General features: G+C 36.0%; 27 protein-coding genes. 9 read left to right on the forward strand and 18 right to left on the reverse strand.

Annotated elements, in window-relative coordinates; translation table 11 throughout:
- Window positions 1-9: 9 nt before the first annotated feature.
- The 8 genes from ACJJVW_RS00920 to ACJJVW_RS00955 all read right to left on the reverse strand — a co-directional run bounded on the left by ACJJVW_RS00920 (window position 10) and on the right by ACJJVW_RS00955 (window position 7,904).
- Complete coding sequence (locus ACJJVW_RS00920) at window positions 10-861, reverse strand: universal stress protein (protein WP_339849451.1); 852 nt, start codon at window positions 859-861, stop codon at window positions 10-12.
- Window positions 862-924: 63 nt separating this feature from the next.
- Window positions 925-1,773, reverse strand: a complete 849-nt coding sequence (locus ACJJVW_RS00925) for a universal stress protein (RefSeq protein WP_405250435.1) — start codon at window positions 1,771-1,773, stop codon at window positions 925-927.
- 59 nt (window positions 1,774-1,832) lie between these two features.
- A complete protein-coding gene (locus ACJJVW_RS00930) occupies window positions 1,833-2,678 on the reverse strand; it encodes a universal stress protein (protein ID WP_405250436.1) in 846 nt (281 codons plus the stop codon).
- Window positions 2,678-3,535, reverse strand: coding sequence for a universal stress protein (locus ACJJVW_RS00935; RefSeq protein WP_405250437.1), 858 nt, complete (start codon window positions 3,533-3,535; stop codon window positions 2,678-2,680). Before ACJJVW_RS00935 ends, ACJJVW_RS00930 begins: the two co-directional genes overlap by 1 nt.
- A gap of 11 nt (window positions 3,536-3,546) precedes the next feature.
- Window positions 3,547-4,392, reverse strand: a complete 846-nt coding sequence (locus tag ACJJVW_RS00940; RefSeq protein WP_405250438.1) for a universal stress protein — start codon at window positions 4,390-4,392, stop codon at window positions 3,547-3,549.
- Between the two features lie 75 nt (window positions 4,393-4,467).
- The gene (locus ACJJVW_RS00945) at window positions 4,468-5,274 is read right to left on the reverse strand and encodes a universal stress protein (protein WP_379953265.1); all 807 of its coding nucleotides are present in this window, start codon (window positions 5,272-5,274) and stop codon (window positions 4,468-4,470) included.
- 74 nt (window positions 5,275-5,348) lie between these two features.
- Window positions 5,349-6,395, reverse strand: a complete 1,047-nt coding sequence (locus ACJJVW_RS00950) for a response regulator (protein ID WP_405250439.1) — start codon at window positions 6,393-6,395, stop codon at window positions 5,349-5,351.
- Window positions 6,396-6,398: 3 nt separating this feature from the next.
- Window positions 6,399-7,904 (reverse strand): PAS domain S-box protein, encoded by a 1,506-nt coding sequence (locus ACJJVW_RS00955; protein WP_405250440.1) that lies wholly within the window; start codon window positions 7,902-7,904, stop codon window positions 6,399-6,401.
- Between the two features lie 354 nt (window positions 7,905-8,258).
- Between ACJJVW_RS00955 and ACJJVW_RS00960 the strand changes: the two genes are divergently transcribed.
- The 6 genes from ACJJVW_RS00960 to ACJJVW_RS00985 all read left to right on the forward strand — a co-directional run bounded on the left by ACJJVW_RS00960 (window position 8,259) and on the right by ACJJVW_RS00985 (window position 12,286).
- On the forward strand, window positions 8,259-8,663 hold the full coding sequence (locus ACJJVW_RS00960) for a hypothetical protein (RefSeq protein ID WP_405250441.1): 405 nt from the start codon (window positions 8,259-8,261) through the stop codon (window positions 8,661-8,663).
- 15 nt (window positions 8,664-8,678) lie between these two features.
- Complete coding sequence (locus ACJJVW_RS00965; RefSeq protein WP_405250442.1) at window positions 8,679-9,563, forward strand: DnaJ C-terminal domain-containing protein; 885 nt, start codon at window positions 8,679-8,681, stop codon at window positions 9,561-9,563.
- Between the two features lie 2 nt (window positions 9,564-9,565).
- Window positions 9,566-9,856: a chaperone modulator CbpM gene (locus tag ACJJVW_RS00970; RefSeq protein ID WP_405250443.1), complete on the forward strand. Its 291-nt coding sequence runs from the start codon at window positions 9,566-9,568 to the stop codon at window positions 9,854-9,856.
- Entirely contained in the window at window positions 9,856-10,320 is a 465-nt protein-coding gene (locus tag ACJJVW_RS00975; protein WP_405250444.1) for a DinB family protein, read from the forward strand. Before ACJJVW_RS00970 ends, ACJJVW_RS00975 begins: the two co-directional genes overlap by 1 nt.
- 5 nt (window positions 10,321-10,325) lie before the next feature.
- The gene (locus ACJJVW_RS00980; RefSeq protein WP_405250445.1) at window positions 10,326-11,246 is read left to right on the forward strand and encodes a mechanosensitive ion channel family protein; all 921 of its coding nucleotides are present in this window, start codon (window positions 10,326-10,328) and stop codon (window positions 11,244-11,246) included.
- A 140-nt stretch (window positions 11,247-11,386) separates the two neighbouring features.
- A complete protein-coding gene (locus tag ACJJVW_RS00985; RefSeq protein ID WP_405250446.1) occupies window positions 11,387-12,286 on the forward strand; it encodes an RsiV family protein in 900 nt (299 codons plus the stop codon).
- Window positions 12,287-12,362: 76 nt separating this feature from the next.
- Here the strand turns inward: ACJJVW_RS00985 and ACJJVW_RS00990 are convergent, their stop codons facing one another.
- The 3 genes from ACJJVW_RS00990 to ACJJVW_RS01000 all read right to left on the reverse strand — a co-directional run bounded on the left by ACJJVW_RS00990 (window position 12,363) and on the right by ACJJVW_RS01000 (window position 14,176).
- Window positions 12,363-13,199 carry a universal stress protein gene (locus ACJJVW_RS00990; protein WP_405250447.1) on the reverse strand — a complete coding sequence of 279 codons (837 nt, stop codon included), beginning with the start codon at window positions 13,197-13,199 and terminating at the stop codon, window positions 12,363-12,365.
- A 10-nt stretch (window positions 13,200-13,209) separates the two neighbouring features.
- Window positions 13,210-13,509 carry an HPF/RaiA family ribosome-associated protein gene (locus tag ACJJVW_RS00995; protein WP_405250448.1) on the reverse strand — a complete coding sequence of 100 codons (300 nt, stop codon included), beginning with the start codon at window positions 13,507-13,509 and terminating at the stop codon, window positions 13,210-13,212.
- 97 nt (window positions 13,510-13,606) lie between these two features.
- Window positions 13,607-14,176 carry a hypothetical protein gene (locus tag ACJJVW_RS01000; protein WP_405250449.1) on the reverse strand — a complete coding sequence of 190 codons (570 nt, stop codon included), beginning with the start codon at window positions 14,174-14,176 and terminating at the stop codon, window positions 13,607-13,609.
- A gap of 156 nt (window positions 14,177-14,332) precedes the next feature.
- On the opposite strand from ACJJVW_RS01000, the gene ACJJVW_RS01005 reads away from it, so the two are divergent.
- The 3 genes from ACJJVW_RS01005 to ACJJVW_RS01015 are packed head-to-tail and all read left to right on the forward strand — an operon-like array spanning window position 14,333 to window position 16,351.
- A complete protein-coding gene (locus ACJJVW_RS01005) occupies window positions 14,333-14,833 on the forward strand; it encodes a GTP-binding protein (RefSeq protein WP_405250450.1) in 501 nt (166 codons plus the stop codon).
- Between the two features lie 43 nt (window positions 14,834-14,876).
- The gene (gene upp, locus ACJJVW_RS01010) at window positions 14,877-15,530 is read left to right on the forward strand and encodes a uracil phosphoribosyltransferase (RefSeq protein WP_405250451.1); all 654 of its coding nucleotides are present in this window, start codon (window positions 14,877-14,879) and stop codon (window positions 15,528-15,530) included.
- A gap of 59 nt (window positions 15,531-15,589) precedes the next feature.
- Window positions 15,590-16,351: a patatin-like phospholipase family protein gene (locus tag ACJJVW_RS01015; RefSeq protein WP_298327487.1), complete on the forward strand. Its 762-nt coding sequence runs from the start codon at window positions 15,590-15,592 to the stop codon at window positions 16,349-16,351.
- A 113-nt stretch (window positions 16,352-16,464) separates the two neighbouring features.
- Here ACJJVW_RS01015 and ACJJVW_RS01020 read toward each other — a convergent pair whose 3' ends face one another.
- The 7 genes from ACJJVW_RS01020 to ACJJVW_RS01050 all read right to left on the reverse strand — a co-directional run bounded on the left by ACJJVW_RS01020 (window position 16,465) and on the right by ACJJVW_RS01050 (window position 20,539).
- On the reverse strand, window positions 16,465-17,196 hold the full coding sequence (locus ACJJVW_RS01020) for a sulfite exporter TauE/SafE family protein (protein WP_405250452.1): 732 nt from the start codon (window positions 17,194-17,196) through the stop codon (window positions 16,465-16,467).
- An 11-nt stretch (window positions 17,197-17,207) separates the two neighbouring features.
- Window positions 17,208-18,056 carry a universal stress protein gene (locus ACJJVW_RS01025; protein WP_405250453.1) on the reverse strand — a complete coding sequence of 283 codons (849 nt, stop codon included), beginning with the start codon at window positions 18,054-18,056 and terminating at the stop codon, window positions 17,208-17,210.
- 112 nt (window positions 18,057-18,168) lie between these two features.
- Window positions 18,169-18,693 (reverse strand): DUF421 domain-containing protein, encoded by a 525-nt coding sequence (locus tag ACJJVW_RS01030; protein ID WP_405250454.1) that lies wholly within the window; start codon window positions 18,691-18,693, stop codon window positions 18,169-18,171.
- Between the two features lie 65 nt (window positions 18,694-18,758).
- Window positions 18,759-19,157, reverse strand: coding sequence for a VOC family protein (locus ACJJVW_RS01035; protein WP_339849395.1), 399 nt, complete (start codon window positions 19,155-19,157; stop codon window positions 18,759-18,761).
- A gap of 172 nt (window positions 19,158-19,329) precedes the next feature.
- On the reverse strand, window positions 19,330-19,785 hold the full coding sequence (locus tag ACJJVW_RS01040; protein WP_339849393.1) for a BLUF domain-containing protein: 456 nt from the start codon (window positions 19,783-19,785) through the stop codon (window positions 19,330-19,332).
- Between the two features lie 64 nt (window positions 19,786-19,849).
- Entirely contained in the window at window positions 19,850-20,326 is a 477-nt protein-coding gene (locus ACJJVW_RS01045) for a PA2169 family four-helix-bundle protein (protein ID WP_405250455.1), read from the reverse strand.
- A 90-nt stretch (window positions 20,327-20,416) separates the two neighbouring features.
- Entirely contained in the window at window positions 20,417-20,539 is a 123-nt protein-coding gene (locus ACJJVW_RS01050) for a hypothetical protein (RefSeq protein WP_405250456.1), read from the reverse strand.
- Window positions 20,540-20,681: the final 142 nt, after the last annotated feature.

Raw genomic sequence — 20,681 nt, forward strand, 5'->3', positions numbered from 1 at the left:
ATCACACCATTAATTACGTAAATCATGCATCACTAATAAAGGCACTTTGCTGAACATACCGAGCTCCTTGATCATAGGTGTGGTAAAAACACTCCCAAAAAAGGCATGCTTTCTATTAATGATAGCAACCATATCGCTATCACGACTCTCTACAAAATTTCTCACACCAATAGTAGCATCCACTCCACTCAGATGGTGGAAACTAAATGATGCATCTTCTAGACACTCTGCCAGCAACTCTTTATTTGCTTCTTGTTGTTTACTCAGTTCTTCATCTGGATTTACATAAAGCACACAGATATTTGCGTCTTGAAGGTTTGCAATCGTTGTGAGATTGCTGAGCTCTTTGCGTTTATAATGAGTTTTATATCCTGTAGGCATTACAATCTCTTTGAGACTGGCTACTCGTACATCGAGAGGCACTCCCATCACAGGGCAATTGCGTAGTTTTTCCATCGCGAGAATGGTACTTGTACCAAAAAGAGCTCCCCTACTATTACTTGCTCCTTTAGTACCCATCACCACTAACTCTATGTCTCGTTGCTCAATTATAGCTTCCATCACCTCCATAAGACCACCAAACTTTGTGATGATTTCATACTCATGCTTAGGGTTAGTATCCCTGAATTCTATCATACTCACCAGCTTGTCCATGTGCTTCTCTGATGCCGTTTTTGCACTTTCATACGATGGTGTTCCAGGTTCTGGAACCATCAAATCGCCTAAATTATAACCTTTAGTTCTATAGGTGTTGAGCACAATGAAAGAACATTCTTCATGCTTAAAAAGATCGGCTGCATAGGTGAGCGCATTCCAAGCATTTTTTGAGAAATCTGTAGGTATTAGAATCTTCTTTTTCATCGTGTAAGTGTTTGATTATTAATTAAAAATACGGGAGTACTATTGTATAAACTATGATATATATCAGAGTGATTCTGGTAATATGAGTAAAGGTATTTCTGAGTGAAAGCTTAATTTATCTACAAACGATTTATTAAAGAGTTTCTTTAAAAAACCACTTTTGTGGTACATCAACACTAGTAAATTGATATCATGTTCATTAATAAAAACGCCTAGTGCATCCTCCATCTTAGTGGTACTAGACAGCCAGTGCGTTGTATAAGAGACGTCTTCTAGTTTGTGCTTAAGTTTTCTATAATTAGTCTCTACAGTTTGACCTGGGCTCATTTGATTATAAATATGTGTGATGTACAACTTAGATTTATGTATTCTTATGATTTCCTTTATAATCTCTAGTGGATACTGAGCATAATCAATTTTAAGATCTGTAGCATAAGCAACCTTTGTAGGCGCTTGAAAAGTGGCGCTTTGAGGCACTACAAACACAGGCACAGGCTTTATTTTCTTAATTAGTTTTACCGTTTGGCTTCCTAGAAATACTTCTCGGATTCCTGAGGAGCCTTTAGTCCCCATCACCACTAGATCTATGTTTGAATTTATGATAAGCTTATTTACTATTTTGTATAAAGGCTGTGCGCTCGTTACCATATCAATAACAAGAGAAATGCCCTCACTATCAAGAGTTATTTCATGCTTCAACGTATCAAGCTTATCAAAAACTGCACGTTCTAACTCATCATATAATTGCTCATTTCTACCTATATCTATACGACTCGTATTGGTTGAAAATAAATTTTCAAAAGAGTGTACTAGCGTTATTATGCATTCCTCATTAGGATACAGTCTAGTTGCATAAAATAATGCGTTGTAAGCGTTCTCAGAAAAATCTGTGGGTACTAGTATGTGTGCCATTTTCATAAGTTTTATACCTCTAAACTAGTGAGAGATACACTCTTATTCTATGACAATAATCAGTTATGGCTGGGAAGTATAAGAAATGGTAGTGTGGTATGGAATGTCATCTTCTTAACAACAGGCTCGCGCATGAGACTTTCAAAAAATGTTTTAGGATAATCAATCATCACAAGTAAATCTATGTTGAGTTCATCATCAAACACATTTATACAATTTTCTAATGATGAAAACTCAGGGACTGTATGAAATCGATAATCTACCCCTGAAAGTAAGTCTTCTAGTTGTTGTAAATGATCTTTTTTTACTTGAGTTATCTCTGGTTTTTCATATACCTCTACCATGCGCACCGTTGCTTTCCATAACTTAGTAAGCACGATAAGTGGTTGTAAATCCTCATGGTTATACGCTCTTGCAAAATCTGTTGCAAAGCCTATGCTGTCTGGATCATTAAATACAGCATTTTCTGGAATGACAAGTAGCGGTATTTTTTTGTGAAGTGCTACTATGCTATGGGTCATACTACCCATAAAAACTTCTTTAAGTCCCGTTGCTCCTTTTGTTCCCATCACTATATAATCATAAGCGTTTTCTTCTAGCGCTGCAATGCCATCCTTAAGGTGGCCAGAGTAACTTGTCGTTTTGTAAAAGAAAGTCGTACTCTTATCTTTACTTAGAATTTCTGATAGAAATACAGATAAGCGCACTTCTGACTCGTCTTTTAAATCTCTATAGATCTTAGAAAGTGCGAGCGGACTTTTATTTCCTAATAATTGTAACGCAGATGGCTCATAAGCATGATATAATGTAAACGTCACTTTTTCTCCTCTAAAAAGCTGCTGCCCATAAGTGAATGCATCTAATGCATGCTTAGAGAAATCTGTAGGTACTAAAACACGTATCATTATATAGTGGTATTAATGGGTGGTAAAATCATAAAAGGAAGAGCTGCATGATGGACAATCTTATTTACAACAGGTGTAAACAATATATTCTCAAAAAAGCTATGCTTATTGTGCACCAGTACTAGTAAATCTATCGAATGCTTAGACTGAAAATCTTCTACCGCTTCTAGCACAGTCATGCCATCTGCTATTTCATTTATATGTGCATCACGCTCAAAATATGTATCAAGGCTCTCTTTATTTTCAAGCTGTTCTTCATCTAGTGAAAGACCAAAGTAAGCGTTTAAAAAAATGAGCCTAGATATATGTTTTCTACAAAGCTCCTCTAGAAGTGAAAGTCCCTTTTGATGGGTTCCAGTGCGATAATCTGTAGCAAACAGAATATCCTTGAGCGCTTTATAAGTATAGCCCTCTGGTACGCCTATCACAGGCACTTTTGCATCTTTTACAACATGCATTGTTTGAGAACCTATAAAAACTTCTTTAAGTCCAGATGCTCCACTGGTTCCCATAACGATGGCGTCAATGTTTGAAGTTGTAACAATTTCATCTATTTCCAGTGTTAATACATTATAGCTTGCTATTGGAGTAAATATATGTTTACTATTTGGGTAGGCATATTTTACTTTAGCTATAATAGTCTCGAGTCGCTCTAAAGAGTTGTTTTTATAAATCTCACCTAAGTCTATATTAAGCGCTGTATGATTATCGTAAATAGTGCTTGTGTATAAAGCAACAGGTGTGTACGTATTCAACACATAAAAAGTACATGCATCGTTTATAAATAACTGCACTGCATACTCAAGTGCGTTATATGAAGCATTAGAAAAGTCTGTAGGTATTAATATATGTTTCATAGAGTGATGATTTAGCGTGAGAGATTCTGTAAGATTAAAAATGGGATTTTGGTATTAAGACCTACTGTATCAATGGTCGATGTATGTAACAATGTTTCCATATAGGTATGCTTTGAGTTTACTAGCACCACCATGTCAATCTTATTGCTACTTATGTGCTCATTTATAATTTGAGCTATATCTCCTTCGTCATGACGTGTGTAGGTTTGTTCGCTTTCGCGAAAGCGGTATTCCCAACCACTCTTGACATCTTCTTGTCTAAGGGATAATCTATCAAAGTTTGAGATATATAGTAAGTGCAACTCAGATCGAAAGCTCTTTGCCATACAGCTTATAAGCTTTAACTCTCTATTTTTATAAGGAATCAACAATTCTGATGGGAATAAAATACGCTCTGGTCGCTCATAATTGTACCCTAAAGGAATTCCCAATACTGGGCATTTCACATATTTTACAACTTGTAATGTGTTGCTACCATAAGTGATATTACGATTTGCAGTCTTACCTTGAGAACCCATTATTACCAGATCTGCATTCTCACTATTTACAAGACTATTAACCTCATCTACTAACGTTCCAAATATCGCAAGAGATTCCACCTCATGTCTCGGATTAGGCTCTAGATCCATAGCTCGCTCTAAGACTAAGGCAAGAGATGCTTCTGTTTCTTTATGTTTAACTGCTTTATATTCTTCTAGAATATCTCTTGAGAGAACCTCTTTATTCTCATAAACTTCATCTGCATAGGTATGAACTAATATGAATTTACTTTTTTCATATTTAAAATACTGTTGCGCACAGCGAAGTGCATTAAAAGCATTTTCTGAAAAATCTGTGGGTATGATGATAACTCTCATAGTAGCAAGTGTTTATTGATACTCAAAACTAGAAACTTAACACTCTGCAAACTATGACTTTTATCAGCTCGCCAGTTATTCGTGTACTATTAGAAACGGGATGTTTTTGTGATAATCTTTCTCTTCTGAAAGGGCTGGAGAAAAAAGCACATTCTCAGACAGGTTTATATTTTTTGCAAATAAAACCACCAGATCTACCTGCTGCACATCTACAAAAAATTGCAAAGCCTCATCCATTGTTCTTTCCATTACAAAATGAAAACTGTGTGGTATGTCATGAAAAGAAGTCTGCAGGAACGTTTTATTGGTTTGCTGTGTTTCACTAAGCGCATTACCTGTTTTTGATAATTGTAGAATATTGAGGTGTGCACTTGTGCGCTTTATAAAATTATTAATCACAGAAGTGGGCTCTGCCCTATGGTTAAAATTATAATCTGTTATTAAAACTACCTGCTCTGGACTTTTACAGTGAAACTCTCTAGGCACGATAAGTACAGGGCATTTTAAACGTGTGATTACTTCTCGCACATGACTTCCTTTAAGTACATCGCAAAATATATTTGGGTAGCTAGTACTCATCACAATGAGATCTATGTGATTATCTGCAACTGCTTTACGCATACCACCTATAAAATCACTTTTCCATCTGAGGGGTTCAATAGTTTGTCCTCCAGCTATTACTTTGTCTAATTTCTTTATCCAAGAAGTAAGTTGCTGTGTGGGAGGTTCGCAAATAGTTGCCTCTCTATCTGTGCTGTAATCAAGCTCTTCAGAAAAGAAAAGATAAAAGCGAACTCTCGGACTTTTATATAAGTTTATTGCACATAAGGCTGTGTTCCATGACTGGCTTGAAAAATCTACAGGTATAAGAATATGCTTCATGAGTACTATATATAATAGCACAAATGTATTTTACTGTTGAGCCATAAAATATGACAAAAGTCAGTTTACACGATTTAGTCTATCATCTCAAGTCCTTCCACATCAATCAACCTGATGTTGCGTCCTTCTATTTCAATAAGGCCTTCTTTTTTAAAACCAGATAGTGTTCTTATTAAACTTTCTGTAGCGATACCTGCTACACTTGCTAGATCATTACGTGCAATTTTAATTCCTTCTTCTGGCTTTTTATTAAGAATTACAGCAAACTGTAAAATGGTTTGCGCTGTCTTTTTGCGCACAGAGCTGTATGCCATTTGTAATAATTGTCCTTTAATCTCTGCAAGGTTATCTGTGAGAAGTTCCATTAACTCTAAGGATACATTCTTACTTTTCTCAAGCACTTCTTTTAGTTCGTTTTTACTCACTCCCACGACAACGGTATCTTCTAGAGCCGTAGCAGACTCCAGGTAAGCTATATTTTCAATAAATGAGGTAAAACCAAGAAAATCATCTGCTTTTAAAAGTCCGGTGATAAGTTCCTTTCCACTTTCATCCATCTTATGTGTTTTTACTACACCTTTGAGGATGAGGTAAATCATGTTAGAATGTTCTCCTTCCTTATAGATTAATGCGCCTTTATTAAAGCTTAACTCTCCACCCTCGTCATCAAAAAAGTTTTTAAGCTCATTGAGACTACGCAGTGAGTCTTCCTCCTTTGCTACTGGTTCTTCTTTTAATATGTTATTAAGTATCGTTGCCTTTGCAATTCTGCTTTCTATGGCACTTATAAGTTCTTCTTCTTCAAAAGGTTTTGTAAGATAATCATCTGCTCCCATATCCATTCCTTTTCTAATTTCCTTGTGCTCTGTCTTAGCCGAAAGAAAAATAAATGGAATATGACTTGTGCTAGGGTTGCTAGATAGCGCTTCTAGCACTCCATAACCATCTACCTCAGGCATCATGATATCGCAAACTACTATTTGTGGTGGATTTGCAATAGCTAGGTCAATACCTATGCGACCATTAGGAGCCGTCGTAACCTCATAGTTAGAAAGCTCTAGAAGTTCTGCTGTATTCTCACGCAGCGCCATATCATCCTCTATTAAAAGTACTTTTTTCATAATCTATGTGATTGGTATTGTAACTGTAAATGTAGAACCTTCATTATGTTTACTTTCAAAACTAATAGAAGCTCCAAGGTTTTCTAAATGCGTCTTGACAATGTTAAGTCCTATCCCTGTTCCTGCATTTAACAATGCATTTTCTGCTCTAAAATATCGATTAAAAATAAATTTTTGCTCGTGTTCTGGTATCCCTATTCCTTGATCAATGATCTTAATCTCGAGTCCTTGCTCATTCTTTTTGAGTTGGATATCTACTATCGTGCCTTCAGATGAATATTTGATGGCGTTATAAATTAAATTGCTCAACACGAGCTCCATAATTTTCTCATCAAAATTAATAATAAACTCATCTGCATCTGTAGGATACTTAATATGCTGGCCATCTTTAAGGTGCATGTTTGCATCATAAATTACTTCGTTAAGCACTTTGCTAAGTGGGAACGTCGTGTATGCATAATTAGTCTTTCCAGTTTCTAACCTCTCGATAGATAGAAAATCATCTATAATAGTATTGAGATACTTAACCTTATTCTGTATCGTGTTAAGGTGCTTTACTCTTTTATCTTGTTGCTCTTCTGTTGTATACTTTCCTGCGAGTGTCGCCGAAGTTAAAATACCACTCAATGGTGTTTTAAACTCATGAGAAACAAGAGACAAAAACTTTGTTTTTAGTTCGTTGAGTTCTATTTCTGTTTGCAAGGCTTCTTCTAGCTGATGTGTGCGTTCCTCTACAGTCTTCTCAAGTCTATCTGTATAATTTACACGCTCTGTAATATCAAGAATAATGGCAACAAGCGTATTAGTATCGTCAGCGTTTGAAGGTTGTAAGTGTATCTCTACTGGGTAATGACTACCGTCCTTGCGCTCGTGCGTGGTTTTAAAAATTAACTTCTTCTCTACTCCATTGAGTAATGGAGCGATATAATCACGAAACTGAGTTTGTGTAAACTCCGGCTTTATATCAACAGGAGTCATTGATATGAGCTCATCAAGTGTGTATCCTATATTTTCTTGCGCTCCTAGATTTGCATTAATAAACTTTAGACTTGTTGCATCAAAAATAAAAATCTCATTGAGCGACTCATTAAAAATGTTTGCCCATTGTCTAAGTTCCTTTTCTGCGTTTTTACGCACGGTAATATCTGTTACCAGTGCCATTACATACTTCTTTTTGTGAAGAACAAAAGGATTAAGTCCGGCTTCTACAGGTACTTGACTTCCATCTTTGCATAACCCATAAAGATCACGCCCCTTGCCCATCTCACGTTTATCACTATGATGCATAAACTTATCAAAGTGCCCCACGTGCTTCTTATGAAAACGCATAGGGATTAAGGTTTCTAGCGACCTGCCTTCTAGCTCCTTCTTTTCATAGCCGAAAATGTCGCGAGCAGATTGATTTGTTGCTACAATCATCTGGTCTGCATTTACAACTACAATCCCTTCTGACGCTCCTTCAAAGAGAATCATAAAAGCTTCTTCAATACTTTCTTCAAAAAATTCCATACCCCTAAAAGTACAAGAATAATAGAGTATGAAGTAATGAAACTAGAAATTAATACACACCAAAAACAAAATCTGATTTGCGACTTATTAAGAAACTTGCACACCTCATTTTAAAGGCACTTTACTCTAACTATTTACAGAGCATAATTATAATTTTTTACGCTTTCGCGAAAGCGTACTTATACTATTACATAAAGAGAGTAATTTCTTGTCTTGGTAATGTGCTGTCTAGTGCTCGTGGGTATAACTTTTAATACCCTATAAACTTGAGAATAAAAGCAAGATATGCCTATGATAAATATCATAGACTACACCATTTCAAGGACTTAATTTGCAGATGTAAATACTATCCTTATGGCTCTTACTAACAAAAAAGACAACTTATTTTATCACCAGCTAGGAAAACTCTTTTATGCTGTTGCCGCAGCAGATAATGTTGTAAAAGATGAGGAGTTTTCTAGGCTCAAATCGTGTATTCATGATTACTGGCTAGATCTTGATGATCTGGAGGATGCCTTTGGCTCTGATGCTGCCTATCTTATAGAGATTGTTTTTGAAAGTGTAGAAGCTTTTAATGAAGATCCTCAAGATATGTATGATGCATTTATTACCTATAGAAATAAACAGCCACAGTTTTTCACACTAGAAGTTAAGAACATCATTCTACAAACAGCATGGACAATTGCGCGTGCATTTTCTGGCGTTAATAAATCTGAACTTGTCATGCTAGGCAAATTAGAAATGGCGCTCTCACATTAATATATTCTCTTAAAGATGCAATTTATAGATTACTATAAGATACTGGGTATTACCAAAAGTGCAAGCGAAGCAGATATCAAAAAAGCATATCGTAAACTCGCACGCAAATACCATCCTGACCTCAATCCTAATGATAAAGAGGCAGAACATAAGTTTAAGGAAATAAAGGAGGCAAATGAAGTCTTGAGTCATCCAGAAAATCGTAAAAAATACGATCAATACGGTGAAAACTGGAAAGATGCAGAGGCTTATGAAAAAACTAGTAAGCAACGTAATAGCCAGCAATCACGACAGCAATATCAAAGATATTCTGGAGGTGGTGAAGAGGACTTTTCAGACTTTTTTGAAAATATGTTTGGAGGTGCTGGAAGACAGCAACAGCGAGCCACTTATCGTGGGCAAGATGTGCAAGCAGAGTTGCATCTCAACTTAATGGATGTGTTTAAAACCACAAAGCGTACTCTCACTGTAAATGGCAAAAACATAAGAATTACCATACCTGCCGGTGTAGAACATGGACAAACCATTAAGATCAAAAATCATGGTGGTAAAAGTCCTAATAACGATCCTAAAGGGGATTTGTATATCACTTTTTCAATTACAAATAACACTCCTTTTCATCGCGAAAAAGCAGATTTATTTATTACACATAACATCCCGCTCACTACTGCTGTACTAGGTGGAGATATTCACATAAAAACTTTAGACAGTACCGTAAAGCTCAAGGTAAAACCTGGTACTCAAAATGGCACCAAAATAAAACTTAGCGGAAAAGGATTTCCCGTTTATAAAAAGGATGACACCTTCGGAAACTTGTTTGTGACTTATCAAATCACCATACCTATTACTCTTACTCCAGCACAAAAAGAGCTTTATGAACAACTTGCAGCACTTGATTAATTATGGAAAAACACATCTTAATACCCGCCGAAAACTTCTGTAAAAGTCATGAGATTGCACTAACATTTATAGAAGATTTAAACAACTTTGGACTTGTTACTGTCGTGACTAAAGAGAATACGCTCTTTATACCAGAAACAGAAGTTCAAAAACTTGAACGCATTCTTGTTTTTAATCAAGAGCTCGACATTAACCTACCCGGTATTGAAACGATTTTTCATCTATTAGAACGTCTTGAAAAAATGCAACACCATCTGAGCGAGCTAGAAAACCAACTTAAAAGATTTCAATAATGGCTACACAAACTTCATTATTACTAGCATTATGGGAAGAAGCTCATACACGACTAGAGGATAAACTCCATTTAATTACAAAACAAGATTTACGAAAAACACTATCTCCATCGCCTAACAGTTTAGGTTTCTTACTAAGACATATTGCAGAGGTGGAATTATTATTTGCCAAAAATGTTTTTGGAGCAAAAGACACAAAAATTATAGCAAAAACGGTCATTGCAAAACACGATACTGGTGAGTGGGTAGATCTCAACGCGCTTAAGGACATCTTAAACAGATCAAAATCTGTTTTAAAGGCAATTATAGAGAAGCAAGTAGATGCAGACTGGGAGACAGTTATTGAGACCATAGAATTTGGTGCAAAAACAAAAGCGCAAGCCCTAGGTCGTATCACATCACATACTGCATATCACGCAGGACAAATCGGGATTATTCTCAAATATGGGGAGGCAAAAAATTAATTATCTTGGATCAACTAGAATACATAAGAAACTGGTTTACGGAGCATCCCGCAGGTATTGATGTAATACGCTATGTTTTATGGGTGCTTTTTATTGTTATAATCGTACAACTAGTACGTAAGTTTCTTAAGAAAAGATTACCCAATACAAACACTCGTTACAAATCTCAAAAAGCGATTGAAATTGTGGGTTACGTCTTTATCGCCTTATTATCAGTTTCCTATTTTACTGGAAATATAGAAGACTTTACGCTCGCCATTGGGTTATTTTCTGCAGGAATAGCATTTACTTTACAAGAACTTATCCTCAGTATTGCTGGCTCTTTATACATTTTTATAGTAAAAGTATATGCACCTGGAGACCGCATAGAGATTAATGGGATTAAAGGAGATGTGATCGATATAGATAGCATTTACACCACCATGATGGAAATAGGAGAATGGGTAAGCTCAGATAATTATAGCGGCCGAATTGTAAAACTGAGTAATGCCTTTGTTTTTAAAGGACCTATTTATAATTACTCCCAAGATTTTCCTTTTATCTGGGATGAATTTAATCTTCCCATTCATCACAGTTCAGATATGGCACTTACAAAAGAGATTATAACAAAGGTTGCACAAGAGGTACTTGCAGACTATGTAAATTTTGCGCGCGATCACTGGCAGCAAGTTGTTGAAAAGTACTACATAGAAGATGCCCTTGTTGCTCCTACCCTTGCCATCACGCTCACAGATAACTGGGTGCAATTTAATTTGAGATATATAGTAGACTACAAAAAGCGTAGAATCACAAAGGACCTCCTCCAGTCTCGCATTCAAGAAGCGATTCTTAAAACCAATGACCAAGTGGTTATCGCCTCTACCACTCTTGAGGTTATCAAAATGCCGCCTACCATCATTAACATGACTACAACTACCACAAAGTAGGGTGGATTTTTAAAGTACGCTTTCGCGAAAGCGAATTCAAAAAACATGTACTTCTTCTTGTTGTAACACATCTAAGCTGACGGATATCATAGTAATCCATCAATCTCAAAATTACATTTACGACACTTAAAAACATTATTATGAAAACCTATCTAACTCTAATCACAATATTATTACTAGCTAGCTGCAAAGAACCTACAGATAAACTGCAGAAAACACCATTAAATACCGAACCTCAGAAGGAAGCTGGTTTACTCGATCCAGACTCTGCAGATTCTCTGTACCTCACAGATAAGGACATCATGGAAATTCAAGCAAAAAGTCAGCTTTCAAAAAAAGAAGGGCTGATCAAAATACCAGATGATCGCACGATTTTAAAAGCCGTTGTAGAGTCAAAAAAACTATATAAAGAGGCAGACGATTATCTTCTAGATTACACCTATCCTTATCTTAATGAGACTTTAAACCCTAAGTACAAGGCGTTTAATGAATATATGGCAGAGAGTTACTTAAATGTAGAGCGCACTGTAAATGAGATTCTTGAGGATAAAGAACTACTATGCGACACTTTGAGTATTAAGCGTTTTAGAGATAAACGTATTATAGATTTTAAACTTCACGCAAATGAGAGAAATCTTGTAAGTATACTGCTCTATAAAGAAAATTATTACTCAGGAATGTTGCACTCTACTTACATGTTTGACTGTCTTAATTACAATGTAGATAAGGAGGAGTTCATCTATTTTGATGACTTTTTTATCGCTGGAGCAGAGAAGAAAGTATTTGATTTAATTAATCAAACCATTTACGAGCAAATTCACTCTGGCGAAATGTTCTATGACTGCTGGGAAATATCTGATACCGACTTTAAAGCCTATAAAAATAACTTTGTAATTAACGATAACGCTATTGAGTTTTACTTTGACGACTGTATCATTTGCCCATCATATACCGGCCAGTATAGCGTTGTAATACCGCTCATAGAAATTATGCATCTTATAGAGCGCTATCAACAACCGTTGTTGCTTGCTTCAAGATAATCCATCTAAAAGTCAAGCATAAAAAAAGGGGTGAGTTTCTTGAGAAACTCACCCCTTTTTTATTGGAAGTTGTGTATTACATTTTAAAAGTAAACACAGGTAGTGTTGAGTGATTTGCTATATTCTCTGCCACGCTACCTGCAAAGAAATGTGCTAGCCCTTTACGACCATGAGTAGGCATTGCAAGTGCATCTGCACCTACCTTTTCTGCATATTCATAAAGTCCGCTCTCTATGGTATAACCGTTTACAATCATAAGATCTTCTTGATGTAATTCTGTCCCAAACTCTGCTGCACGCATAAAGGCTGCCATGGTTTCTTCTATCTCCTTTGAGCTTTTAAAGCGATCTGTAGGGAGATTCACATATACAAGATGGATACGAGCCTCCATTTCTTCAAATAGTGGAATTGCGTCTCTATATGCTTTGATATTTTCTAATTTAAAGTCACAAGCAAAAACAACATTCTTAGGTATAAAAGAGGTCATTTTTTCTTTAACTACTAGCACGGGAATTGTGGAGCTACGCACCACTTTCTCAGTATTTGACCCTACAAACTCTTCTCTGAGTCCTTTAACCCCATGCGACCCCATGACTATTAAATCTACTTCTTGCTGAGATGCCAGCTCGTTGATATCATGAAAAACTGTATGATTTTGAACTTCTTCGGTCACTGTGATACCTTTCATATAAGGTTTGTCTCTAAACTCTTTAAATTGCTTTTCGGCAAGTTTCATATGGAAGACAGCTTGGTTTACTCCTTCGCTTTCATCCTTAGGAAGAAGACTATCTGATAAGCCTAACATGTGGAGCAATATAATCTCTGCATTGTGCGCTTTCGCGAAAGCGGAAGCAGTCTCAAGTGCATATTCTGAATGTGTCGAAAAGTCTACAGGTACTAATATTTTTTTCATAACAAATAGTTTAATGGGATTTTAAAATTTCTTTACGTTTTTCCAGTTGTTTGTCTAGGTCTGAGATGGTTTCCTTCATTGCTTTTTCAAAGTGTACAGCAGTTGTAGTGGCAAATAGTCTAGGACCAGGAGCGCTTAATTCTATCTCGCAGGTTTGTTGCTCTGGAGCTGGAGTATTCTCCATTTTAAAAAAGACTTGCGCTCTTATAAGTTCTGGATACTTTTTATTGAGTTTATTGAGATGCTCTATCGTAGCAGCACTTAATGTATCACTCTCTTGAATTTTTACGTATTGAAATGTAATTGTCATAATATGTAGTGTTTACAGTAAATCTAGAAAGAAAAAAAGATAGATACTATGATAATTATCAGGTGTTACCTGCTAGTTCTTACTGTAAATGGCGCTACTAGAAACTCCTTCTCAATGCTGCGGTAATAGAAATATTACCAAAGGAGATATGGCGATATTCACCTGCTTCTTGATATCTGTGTGAAGAGTTTCCGTAGCGTACCTCTGGAAGCACATGCCAGTTCCCTAGGCTTATAATTTTCATCCCCAGCCCTAGATGAGTACCAATTGCGGGATCTGTTTTAATAATAAAATTTCCTTCTGTACGCTCTGTGTCTACGGTCATTAGAGTTAAGCCAGCTCGTACATAAAAAGGATTTTTCTGGGATTCAAGTATAGAGAATGACACCATCCCTCCAAAGAGGAAACCTTTTTGTATAAATTCTATATCAGACTCTTCAAAACCTTCATCCGTATCAAAGCGATTCCAGATAAGACCTCCGTATACATCTGTGCGCTTACCTATAGATAAAACTCCTGTCAACTCTAGTCCATTACCTATGCGCAACTTTTGATTTGCTACTTCCCGAGTAGGAATATGTAAAGTAGGTCGTAACTCTACACTCCATACTTGAGCGTAACTGGACATGGTAAGACCTAACAAAAGAAGTTGGAAAAGATGTTTCATATGTCGTAATTATTAAGAGGTATAACTACTCAAAGCTATTGGCTACGTATAGGGAATACTATGACAACGGTCATATTACATACCATAGAACAGAACTATATTTATAATATACATCGCCCTACTAGTATGATATTAATTACTAGAAACATCTAACCTATGGAACTTCCTAATGATATTGTATTAAGACCGCGTTTTACGCTTGAGTATACGGTGCTTCCAGAAACGATTCTACGTGCTTATGAAGATGTTGGGGCAATCTCAAAAGACTTTATTGTACATCGAGCAGATGATCATATTTTTATAAGCATTCCTAAGAATGAGCAACACTTCTGGTCTCCACAACTACATCTTGAAATCTATAAAATTGATTCACAACCTACAGTAATAAAGGGACTTTATGGACCTAGCCCAACGGTATGGACACTATTTATGTTTTTTCATTTTGTAGTTTTTATTCTATTTATGGCAAGTGCGGTATGGTTATACACTAATATCACTTTGACATTATCTTACATATTTCCATTATTAGGGATGATACTGTTTTTTCTTATTTGGATTGGTCTTTATATTGCGGGTAGAATAGGAAAAAAAACAGGTAGAACAGAAATGTACCGACTACAATCCTTTATGTACTCCGTGTTAAAAAAGGTCTTATAAGTCTGCCTTTCTATATATTTATATCTCATTAAAAATTCTTGATATGCACATACACGATTACTCTAAAGATCATTCTATCCTTAACCAGTTTATTTATGAGTTGAGAGACCATGATATTCAGAAAGATGCAATGCGTTTTAGAAAAAATATTGAACGTGTCGGAGAAATTCTAGCTTATGAAATGAGTAAATCATTAGAGTTTGATACTAAAAAGGTACAAACTCCTTTAGGTGAAAAGGAAATGAGTTTACCACAACAAGACATTGTGTTGTGCTCTATATTACGTGCGGGATTACCATTACATCAAGGACTCCTCAATTATTTTGACAGAGCAGAAAATGCATTTATATCTGCCTATAGAAATCACCCTAATGATGATGATGAATTTGAGGTTATTGTAAAATATCTAGCGGCTCCATCGCTTGAGGGTAAGACGTTAATCCTTACAGATCCTATGCTTGCAACGGGTAAAACGCTTAAAAATGTGCTTGATGCATTAAAACCTCATGGCACACCAGCACAAATACACATTATCTCAGTAATTGGTTCTCAAGAAGGAGTTGATTATGTGCAAAAGGAATTTCCAGAGAGCACACATTTGTGGATTTCGGCTATTGATCATAAGCTTAGTTCAAAAGGATATATTATTCCGGGTCTAGGTGATGCTGGAGATTTGAGTTATGGTGTGAAGTTGTAAGTAAATCTTAAGATATTCCGTTACACGGTTTGCTATCTTAGCATTATAATAAATCAATCATGAATATAGGTCTTTCTTTTTCTGGAGGCGGAATTAAAGGTGTTGCTCATCTGGGCGTACTCAAAGCATTATCAGAACATAATATTAAACCTACGCATATTTCTGGCACTAGTGCTGGCGCTATTGTAGGTGCGCTATATGCTGCTGGTCACGACTGGGAAGCGATTTATGATTTTTTTAAAACAACGCCTGTTTTCTCCATAAAAAGATTTGCTCGAAGGAAACCTGGCTTCTTAGATTCCTTGTTATTTCACAAAGACCTATCGGCATATTTCTCAGAAGATAGTTTTGAGTCGCTACAACTACCATTATCCATTACAGCGACTACGGTGATTACTGGCCAACTGCGCACTTTTGACGCTGGTCCTTTAATTAATCCAGTTATCGCATCTGCTTCTTTTCCTGGGATTTTTACTCCCATAGAGATTGACGGTGTTCATTACTTTGACGGCGGTGTGATAGATGACTTTCCTATAGAACCGCTTGTACCCAAGTGTGACCTTATTATCGGTAGTTATGTAAATCCGCTGAGTGCTATTGAAATAGGAGATTTAAAATACTCATATCAAGTACTCAATAGAGCTTATGAAATCAACTTACATCAAAAAGGACTCAACAAGTTTAAAGACTGTGATTTATTAATATGCCCAGAGAAGCTAGCCAAATTTGGTACTTTCAGTATGCGAAGTATTCCTGCGATTTTTGAGATTGGTTATGAAGAGGCTTGTAAGCAGCTTGAAAATTCTGATCTTTTTAAGTAGGTTTTCAAGACTTTGTATGGTGATAATAACGCTTTCGCGAAAGCGTAACAACCTTTTACATCAATCATAGCATTTACAACAGAGAGCTCATAACTCTAGATAGCTGAACTCGTTCAAATATAATCTGACGCAATACTGGCGATACCAACGAGTAAAATCAATACAAGTACAAAAGTTCTAAATTGCTCTTGCGAAAAATGGTTTAAAATTTTCTTACCTATCCACGTATCAATGACTGCTACTACGAGTAATAAGGGAGCTAGGTAAAGATCATGCGTATGTATGTATCCGTTATAAAAATAAATGACAGTCCTACTAAAGTCTACGCCAAGATCAATCACCGCAGAGGTTGCAATAAAAGTTGCCTTATCCATCTTGAAGGCCGCCATAGTAATACCTCGTATCGCTCCTCCTGTACCTAGCAACCCTGCACTCAAACCAGAAAGTATGCCTCCCGTGATTGCATTTTTAGGAGAATCTTTTATGGTTAGTTTTTTAAATATCAAGAAAGTAAGACTCAAGAGAATGAGAAATATGCCCAGTATAAGTCCTAGAAATGTAGGGTCTACATACTTGCTTGCAAATGCTCCTATCGTCACAAAAATTACGGCAGGAATACCTAGATAAAACAAGAGACGCTTATCTAAGCCCTTTCTAAAAAAAGCGATCTTAGTAACGTTGCTAGACAAGTGAAATAGTGCCGTGATACCAAGTACCGATTGAAAATCAAAGTAAAAATTTGCTATGGGCACAAAAAATACTGATGACCCAAATCCACCTACGGTTCCTAAAATTTCGGCCAGTAAGGCTAGTAATAAAAATACAGGAAGGTATCTAGTGAGCATACAACCTAAGGTTAAGAGTTACAATCTCTTAATATCAACAAGGGTGTAGTCACAGTATTAACAATCTGTGATAGATGAGAATATGAAAATATACGTTCTAGAAAAGTTTGATTTTTGGCGGATAGTACTTGAAGTTGGCAAGATCTTTTCAATAGAGATTCTCTTATTACCGCTACGGGATTTTCATCTATGTGCCTAGCGTAGCTTATGGTTGTGCTTGGAAATAACTTCTGGATTTCTGTATGCTCATATTCAAATTCATGATCTTCCATATGAAAGCCAAAGGTGAGTCTCAAAACATCTATACTAGATGCATATTTATGAGTTATGTCAATTAATGGTTCCTTACCACACATCTCAAAAGTATCATCATAATCGAGCAAATACTGTATCCTCTTAGGAGTTATAAACCTATACTTTTCTGGAATTACGAGTACAGGACACTCCACTTTTCTTATAATTCTAAGAGCATGTGAGCTGAATATATTTTCAACAATTCCAGTTTTACCATCTGTACCACATACTACTAAATCAATATTATATGCAGTAACAGCCTGGCTTATGGCATCTGTAAATACATCATAATCCACATGACCTTGAAAAGTGAATGAACTATTGTTATAAGTTTCTTTATAATGACCAATCATTGCATCTACTTTGGTTCTATTATCACCAAGTAATGCGTTGTCTATATTTCCTCTAGGACTAGAGATCATTAAATCATCTGTGGTGTACTCCCATGTTTTTTGAATACTGAGTAAGTGAAACTCGCACTCTTGCCCTTTAAAAAAGTCAAAAGTATATGCATGAGCATTATCAGATTTTAACGTGAAGTCTGTAAGTAAAAGGATATTTTTCATAATAGTGGTGGTCTTTCTCAAACCTACCTACAACTATGAAAATAAACTATGACTTATATCAGCTCCTATTTTTATGTCTATCTGAGATATAAAAAATCAAAAAATAAGTCAATTAATGAATGCGCACGCCTTCTAAAAGTTGATCAGCAAGTTTGTTGTCTCCGTCATCATGAAGTACAGACATATCACCTGTACTTTCTAGTACAACGGCTCTTACCTCACTGTAGTCAAGCACGTTTGCTTCCCTTAGTTTTGCAATCAAATCTCCCTCACCTACGTTTGATTTTTCTAAGTTTTTATAAAGAATCTTCCCGTCCTTCATTAACAATAATGGATCATTAGTAGCTAGATTTTTAAAAAATGTACTTTTCCTCACTAGCAAGGCAAATAATGTTTGAAAAGCAATAATACCTGCTAGTGCGATTCCTCCTTTAAGAAGTGATTGGTCTGGGTTGAGAATAATGGATGCAAGTACAGAACCTACCGCAATGGTTGATGCAAAGTCAAAGCTTGACATCTTTGCAAATGTGCGTAAACCAGAAATCCTCGTGATAATAATCATCACTGTAAATATGGCTATTATTGATATTAATACTTTACCTATAATGGGCATTGATGCGGTCATCCAGTTTTCCATGTATTTTTATTTTTAAGATTAAAAAAGCCCTCTTGTGAGGGCTTTACTTTATGTTTTCTGTGGATTTATTTGGCATTTACCATCCACTCTACTCCGTACTGATCTGTGCAACGTCCATAATGTGCGTTCCAACTAGTCTCTTGGAATGGTGAATTAATTTTTCCTTGCGCGCTCAACGCTTCAAATGCAGATTGAGCCTCTGCAGTATCGCTATAATCTAGACTCATACACACCTTATTACCTGAAGTAAGTGGTGTATCTGGTGCTGCATCATACGCCATAAAGTGAAATCCTTTTCCTTTAAGTTCTGCATGTTGCAGCTTGTTGCGGTAATGCTCTGGAATATCTGTTTCCTTTCCTTCCCAAGTCTCGCGGTTTACAACCTCTCCACCTAGAATTCCTTTATAAAAATTTAATGCCTCTTGGCAATTTCCGTCAAATGATAAATATGCTTGTGCTTTCATAATAATTGGTTTTATATAAATTTAAAAACATAAAGCCATGTCTCAATACACATTACAAAAACCTAAAGAATATTTTAACGGGAAGGGTGAGAAGTGTTAAGGCTAGCCGCAGTTATTAACGTTAGATTAAAGAAACGTCTGTTTAAAATTATAATCCCTACAACTCATACTTTCATGCTAGCCTTGCAGAGAGTGCCATGGAATTGAGAATACCTACAACATTTGCTTCAAAGGGATGGTTTGTGGTAATCGAAAGGTATTTATTTATCTCGTTAATCTCATCACTTCCTAGACCTACTCTAAAAGAACTATTGTACGATGAGAAAAATGGACGATCAATCGTAGTATTAAACAGCTTTAAAATATTTGTATGGCGGTCATCTGCTTGAATTCTTTCAAACAGCTCATTGATTTCCTTTTCCTCTCCTTCTAGTATTTGAAAAAATCGATTTGATGCACTTATAAGAACACCATTTACACCGTGTCCAATATTATAAATTTGAGATCTTTTTAGAAGTATATTTACTTCTGAATGAGTTAAATTACAATGGTGCTCACTGATATAACAAACGGTTTTGAACCTCTTTGGGGAGCTGCCAATCCATTTAAAAAGTTTGCCAAATATCATATTGCTTCATAAGGTAGCAAAAAAAAAGCCACCCGAAGGTGGCTTTTTTCTTACTTGATAGGGTCTAGAATAAATCTTCTATCTTCTTTATATCATTTACAGATTTTTTTACTTGTAGTAATTGATTTGTGAGTACGCTTGTAATTTCAACTGGAAACGCTTGGTTTTCCATCACTTCGTTGTACTCCTCTATACTCGCTTTATCTCCACGAATGCATTCTTCAAGGATTCCCTCGTCTGAGTTTGAGCTAAAGGCATCTTTAATGCTCATCCATGTTCTATGGATACTTCCTTTTGTGCTTCCTGATTCTTTTGGAGTTTCATTGAGCTTTAAAATAATGTCACTTATCTCTGTGGCAAATGTTGCTCTTGTTGCTGCCTTGTTCTTGAGGTAGTCTTTTAAGTAACTATTATCTGCCTTGAGCATTGCTTCTTTGTATCCTTCCTCTGCATCGTAATTCTTTTCTAGAATTCCTTGTAAGTTACTTACGATATCTATGTGAGATTGTTCTCTTGCTGCTTCTGCTGTTGTCTGTTTCATAATTGTTAGTTTTATAAGTGTCTCTTAATAGAAACACATGATTAGTTATAATGTGTACGTTATCGGTACATCGTAGCAATTTTAAAAATGCTACTCTTCCTCGTTCTTATTAAGATCTTTAGATGATGGTTTATCTCTTCCACCATATCCTAATCCGTTGGGACGGTCGTTTGTATCCTTTATCTCTGTCTTCGTTATTTTATCCTTTTCCATCTCTCTTTTTTTTATAAAATTACGAGTGACTCTTTGTTTTAAAATGACATTTAATCTTATTTAACTCCATGTGTTAGAGCGCTCTTAAAATAAAAAATGCCTTAGCAGACATTATTATGACAACCGAAAATGATTCGATTTT

The organism is Dokdonia sp. Asnod3-C12 (assembly GCF_045063975.1).
Classification (GTDB): Bacteria; Bacteroidota; Bacteroidia; order Flavobacteriales; family Flavobacteriaceae; genus Dokdonia.

What these genes read in the sequence shown, in the direction of transcription:
- ACJJVW_RS00920 (WP_339849451.1), bottom strand. Translation starts at nt 861, where the DNA reads ATGAAAAAGAAGATTCTAATACCTACAGATTTCTCAAAAAATGCTTGG.
- ACJJVW_RS00925 (WP_405250435.1), bottom strand. Translation starts at nt 1,773, where the DNA reads ATGGCACACATACTAGTACCCACAGATTTTTCTGAGAACGCTTACAAC.
- ACJJVW_RS00930 (WP_405250436.1), bottom strand. Translation starts at nt 2,678, where the DNA reads ATGATACGTGTTTTAGTACCTACAGATTTCTCTAAGCATGCATTAGAT.
- ACJJVW_RS00935 (WP_405250437.1), bottom strand. Translation starts at nt 3,535, where the DNA reads ATGAAACATATATTAATACCTACAGACTTTTCTAATGCTTCATATAAC.
- ACJJVW_RS00940 (WP_405250438.1), bottom strand. Translation starts at nt 4,392, where the DNA reads ATGAGAGTTATCATCATACCCACAGATTTTTCAGAAAATGCTTTTAAT.
- ACJJVW_RS00945 (WP_379953265.1), bottom strand. Translation starts at nt 5,274, where the DNA reads ATGAAGCATATTCTTATACCTGTAGATTTTTCAAGCCAGTCATGGAAC.
- ACJJVW_RS00950 (WP_405250439.1), bottom strand. Translation starts at nt 6,395, where the DNA reads ATGAAAAAAGTACTTTTAATAGAGGATGATATGGCGCTGCGTGAGAAT.
- ACJJVW_RS00955 (WP_405250440.1), bottom strand. Translation starts at nt 7,904, where the DNA reads ATGGAATTTTTTGAAGAAAGTATTGAAGAAGCTTTTATGATTCTCTTT.
- ACJJVW_RS00960 (WP_405250441.1), top strand. Translation starts at nt 8,259, where the DNA reads ATGGCTCTTACTAACAAAAAAGACAACTTATTTTATCACCAGCTAGGA.
- ACJJVW_RS00965 (WP_405250442.1), top strand. Translation starts at nt 8,679, where the DNA reads ATGCAATTTATAGATTACTATAAGATACTGGGTATTACCAAAAGTGCA.
- ACJJVW_RS00970 (WP_405250443.1), top strand. Translation starts at nt 9,566, where the DNA reads ATGGAAAAACACATCTTAATACCCGCCGAAAACTTCTGTAAAAGTCAT.
- ACJJVW_RS00975 (WP_405250444.1), top strand. Translation starts at nt 9,856, where the DNA reads ATGGCTACACAAACTTCATTATTACTAGCATTATGGGAAGAAGCTCAT.
- ACJJVW_RS00985 (WP_405250446.1), top strand. Translation starts at nt 11,387, where the DNA reads ATGAAAACCTATCTAACTCTAATCACAATATTATTACTAGCTAGCTGC.
- ACJJVW_RS00990 (WP_405250447.1), bottom strand. Translation starts at nt 13,199, where the DNA reads ATGAAAAAAATATTAGTACCTGTAGACTTTTCGACACATTCAGAATAT.
- ACJJVW_RS00995 (WP_405250448.1), bottom strand. Translation starts at nt 13,509, where the DNA reads ATGACAATTACATTTCAATACGTAAAAATTCAAGAGAGTGATACATTA.
- ACJJVW_RS01000 (WP_405250449.1), bottom strand. Translation starts at nt 14,176, where the DNA reads ATGAAACATCTTTTCCAACTTCTTTTGTTAGGTCTTACCATGTCCAGT.
- ACJJVW_RS01005 (WP_405250450.1), top strand. Translation starts at nt 14,333, where the DNA reads ATGGAACTTCCTAATGATATTGTATTAAGACCGCGTTTTACGCTTGAG.
- upp (WP_405250451.1), top strand. Translation starts at nt 14,877, where the DNA reads ATGCACATACACGATTACTCTAAAGATCATTCTATCCTTAACCAGTTT.
- ACJJVW_RS01015 (WP_298327487.1), top strand. Translation starts at nt 15,590, where the DNA reads ATGAATATAGGTCTTTCTTTTTCTGGAGGCGGAATTAAAGGTGTTGCT.
- ACJJVW_RS01020 (WP_405250452.1), bottom strand. Translation starts at nt 17,196, where the DNA reads ATGCTCACTAGATACCTTCCTGTATTTTTATTACTAGCCTTACTGGCC.
- ACJJVW_RS01025 (WP_405250453.1), bottom strand. Translation starts at nt 18,056, where the DNA reads ATGAAAAATATCCTTTTACTTACAGACTTCACGTTAAAATCTGATAAT.
- ACJJVW_RS01030 (WP_405250454.1), bottom strand. Translation starts at nt 18,693, where the DNA reads ATGGAAAACTGGATGACCGCATCAATGCCCATTATAGGTAAAGTATTA.
- ACJJVW_RS01035 (WP_339849395.1), bottom strand. Translation starts at nt 19,157, where the DNA reads ATGAAAGCACAAGCATATTTATCATTTGACGGAAATTGCCAAGAGGCA.
- ACJJVW_RS01040 (WP_339849393.1), bottom strand. Translation starts at nt 19,785, where the DNA reads ATGATATTTGGCAAACTTTTTAAATGGATTGGCAGCTCCCCAAAGAGG.
- ACJJVW_RS01045 (WP_405250455.1), bottom strand. Translation starts at nt 20,326, where the DNA reads ATGAAACAGACAACAGCAGAAGCAGCAAGAGAACAATCTCACATAGAT.
- ACJJVW_RS01050 (WP_405250456.1), bottom strand. Translation starts at nt 20,539, where the DNA reads ATGGAAAAGGATAAAATAACGAAGACAGAGATAAAGGATACAAACGAC.